This is a genomic window from Mycobacterium sp. (genome assembly GCF_032162105.1).
Lineage (GTDB): Bacteria > Actinomycetota > Actinomycetes > Mycobacteriales > Mycobacteriaceae > Mycobacterium.
In genome coordinates this window covers 1-3,905 of record NZ_JAVRPS010000494.1, presented here as the reverse complement: position 1 = coordinate 3,905, position 3,905 = coordinate 1, and the positions used below count along the sequence as shown (strand labels likewise).

The 3,905-nt window shown below is 62.8% G+C and carries 3 protein-coding genes; 2 read left to right on the top strand and 1 reads right to left on the bottom strand.

The window, feature by feature from the left end:
• The coding region (locus tag QOC69_RS25370; RefSeq protein ID WP_526444827.1) for an alpha/beta hydrolase at nt 1-704 on the top strand (704 nt) is incomplete at its 5' end.
• A 98-nt stretch (nt 705-802) separates the two neighbouring features.
• Entirely contained in the window at nt 803-1,885 is a 1,083-nt protein-coding gene (locus QOC69_RS25365; RefSeq protein WP_526444829.1) for an NAD(P)H-dependent amine dehydrogenase family protein, read from the top strand.
• A gap of 794 nt (nt 1,886-2,679) precedes the next feature.
• Here the strand turns inward: QOC69_RS25365 and QOC69_RS25360 are convergent.
• The coding region (locus tag QOC69_RS25360; RefSeq protein WP_526444825.1) for an amidohydrolase family protein at nt 2,680-3,905 on the bottom strand (1,226 nt) is incomplete at its 5' end.

Sequence of the window (3,905 nt, the reverse complement as noted above, 5' to 3'; positions counted from 1 at the left end):
GGCGCCAGTTACAGGGCTACAGCTTGATGTCGCATCTGGCTGAACGTGGGTGGGTGTGTGTGTCGGTGCAATACCGGGTGGCGCCGCGGCACCGGTGGCCACGTCACATCCGCGACGTACGGGCCGCTGTGGCCTGGGTCCGAGCCCACATCGACCAGTTCGGTGGAGACCCGCGGTTCGTGGCGGTGGCCGGATGCTCAGCCGGCGGCCACCTGGCCGCGTTGACCGGCCTGACCCCCCACGACGCCGACTTCAACGCCGAGCTAACTCCAGGTGCCGACCCGTCGGTAGATGCCGTGGTGAGCCTATACGGGCGCTACGACTGGATCGACCGATCCACCCGCGAGCGCGACCAGTTCGTGCGGTTCATCGAAAAGATTGTGGTACGCCGATCAATAGAGCGCCATCACGACGTCTTCGAAAGCGCGTCGCCGCTCGCTCGTGTCCATCCCGATGCGCCGCCTTTCCTGGTGATCCACGGCGACTCCGATCACGTCATCCCAGTCTCGGAAGCTCACGCGTTCGTCGACCGCCTGCGGTCAGTGTCGCGTTCGGCGGTCCGATACCTCGAAATGCCCGGGGCCGGGCACGGATTCGACCTGACCAGCCCGCACAGCGCCCACGCCGCCGTGCACGCCACAGGCGACTTCCTGCAAGCCGCGCACCGCAACCACCACCTCACCACCAACCGACACGTGATCTGACCGCCGCCGCCGCCGACGAGGTGGGCGATCCCTCTGCGACATACGAACCGATCGCGCACGCGGTCAGTCATCACCAACAAGAAAGACGAGGGGTGACTATGCGCAGAGTAATCCAATTCTCCACGGGCAATGTGGGGCGGCATTCGTTGCGAGCAATCATCGGCAGGCCAGATCTAGAACTGGTCGGGGTACATGCCGCTAGTTCTGCGAAGGTCGGTCGTGATGCGGCTGAGCTCTGCGGGCTGGACCACCCGACCGGCATCATCGCCACCGACGATGTCGACGCCCTGGTAGACCTCGGCGCCGAGTGCGTGGTCTATACATCTCAAGGCGAGACTCGGCCGATGGAGGCGATCGACCAGATAGCCAACTTTCTCGCGACCGGCACCAACGTCGTTGGAAGCTCAATGGTCTGGCTGGTCGCTCCTCACCACGCCGAAGACTGGTTGCGAGTGCCGTTGGAGCGCGCCTGCGAGGCCGGCAACACCTCCCTCTACGTCAACGGAATCGACCCGGGCTTCTCTGCCGATACATTGGTGCATGCCGCACTCAGCCTGAGCACCCGCGTCTCGTCGATCACCGTGCAGGAGATCTTCGACTACGGAAACTATGACGACGCCGAGTTCACCGGGGCCGGAATGGGTTTCGGAATGACTCCGGACGACGCCCCACCGATGTTATTGCTGCCCGGGGTTGTTGTGTCGCTGTGGGGCGGTCAGGTGCGCAGTCTGGCAGACCATCTCGACATCGAACTCGACGACGTGCGGCAGCGCACCGAACGCTGGTTCACACCGGAGCGCATTGACTGCACAATGATGACGGTGGAACCGGGACAGATGGCCGCGGTTCGGTTTGCCACCGAGGGCGTCCGCGACGCCAAACCGGTGATCACCCTCGAGCACATCACAAGGCTGACCTCCGCCGCAGCGCCTGACTGGGAGTTCCCCCCGGACGGTCATACCGGCGTGCACCGTGTCGTCGTGGAGGGCGAACCACGTGTGGAGATAAACACCCACGTCTCTCATCCAGTTCTGGATTCCAGTGACGCTGGATGCATCTCGACGGCGGGTCGGGCGGTCAACGCGATCGACTGGGTGTGCCGCGCACCCAAAGGATTGATCGCTGCCGAGGATATCCCCCTGTCCGTGACCATGCGCGGCCTGATGTGGAACCAGCGTTAGACGGACTGTCCGGAGCAGTTAAACCCGGAGCAGTTAAACGACGCGGCGTCGGGTGATAGTGCCCTTCTAAATAGCGCCTGAACGGAGGCGCCCGACATATGAGTAACTAACCCTCAGGACGCGTTGCCGGTAAACGGATTCTGATCGCCGGACCCGGGGAACTGATCGACGGTTCGCGAAAGTGGTTTCATCGGTGGGTGCAAGTGGCAGCATAGCGAGCCGGGACCACGGCCGCCTACGGTGCCACACTGCAGCAGGGCGACGTCACTACATCATCGGGGAGAAACTCGTCGCTAATTCGATTCTAGCACAACGGAATTCGGCCGGGGAAGAGTGTGGCGAATGTGTTCAGTGCCCCAGTCCTTTGTTCCGGTGCCGGAGAAACCTCCTCTGGAGGGGCGACTGTCCTTGCCGCTCAACGGGTTGGCCACGGATTTGGACACGGAACACGGCGGAACCGATGCGAACAAGCGGGACGGGGCGACACTCAACGCCCGCCTGTTCGGGATACTACTTCGACTACCGCCTCAAGCGTTCGGGCTGATCTTCAGCCACGAGTGGTTCGTCGATCCGACTGCGGCACCAAAAACCCGATGCAGCGCCATATTCGATTGAAACGCTTAACGAGCAAACATCAGCCCACCGGCGACAGGCGTCGTGAGCAGCTGACCGGCGCATTTCGTAGTGCCGGCATTAGGTCGACTGACACCTTCTCCAGCGGCCACTTTGTGTCGACACCGGCGGTCACCGTCGAAATAACCTATTCATGTTTTGTGCGATGAACCGACGGCGCCTCAGGCGTTGGCAAGCGCGGGCGGCTTGACGGCCTCCGGGTCGGGGTTGGCGAGCGGCAGTCCCATGAAGCGACGGGCGTTGTCGCCCATGAAGTCGTAGGTGCGACGTTCGTCCATGCCTTCGGCGTACTGCCAATAACGCTTGGGCTCGGCCAGACCTTCGGGATGCGGCCAGTCCGAGCCGAACATCACCTTGTCCCATCCGACCGTTCGCACCACGTCGGCCACCGAACCCTCCCAGAACGGGCTCACCCAGACGTTGCGCCGAAACACCTCGTGCGGATGTTCGGGGAAGTTCTGCGGCATTTTGTTGTACGTCGACTGCAGGTCGTCGAAAAGCGGCTTGATCCAAGCGCTTCCGTTCTCCACGCTGGCGATGCGCAGCTTCGGGAACCGGGTCAACGTGCCATGGCAGATCAGGCTGGTGAGCATGTCGGCGATCTCACGGTGGCCCAGCGCCGTCCACTTGAATGCCGACATCTCGAACGCGCTACTGGTCGACGGCGGTTCCCACTTGTCGATGTACTCCTGCAGGGGAGGTTGGCTGGCGTGCAACACGATCGGTAGCCCGGCGTCTTCGACGTCGCGCCAGAACGGATCGAACTCAGGCAGCGCGGGGGAGCGCCATCCCTTGTAGCCGTTCACCGGCGCTGGCTTGATCAACGCGACCTTGGCTCCGTTGTCCAGGATGTACTCGAGTTCGCGACGCGCTTCGTCGACGAGTCCCAGGGTTAGCACCGGCGTCGAGTAGACCCGGTTGGCGTGGCTGAAGCCCCAGTGCTCCAGCATCCATTGGTTCAGGGCATGGATGATCGCCACGGTCAGTTCGGGATCCTCGGCGGCCGAATGCTCGACCAGATTGGCCAGCGTGGGGTAGTTCAGGCACGAGTCGACGCCTTGGCGGTCCAGTTCGGCGATGCGATCCTGCGGATTGCGTGCTCCCGGCGGCGTGTCGATGCCACGGCCGGACATCTCCCGCATCGACAGACCCTCGGGGTTCTGGCCGGAGTAGAACTTCTCGTGCGCACCAGGAGCGGCGACCCGGTCGAACGTCGGGTTCGGCATGTAGTCGGTGATCTTGTTCAGGATCGCGATGCGAGTGTGCCTGCCGATCTGGACGAACTGCACCTTCGGCTGGAATTCCTTGGGCAGATACCTCGTCAGCGCATCGGGGTTCTCGTACATGTGCTGATCGGCATCGAAGATCGGTGCATCTTTGAACTGGG

Bases quoted from the DNA above. Each gene is read 5' to 3' on its own strand.
- QOC69_RS25365 (WP_526444829.1), top strand. From the start codon at position 803: ATGCGCAGAGTAATCCAATTCTCCACGGGCAATGTGGGGCGGCATTCG.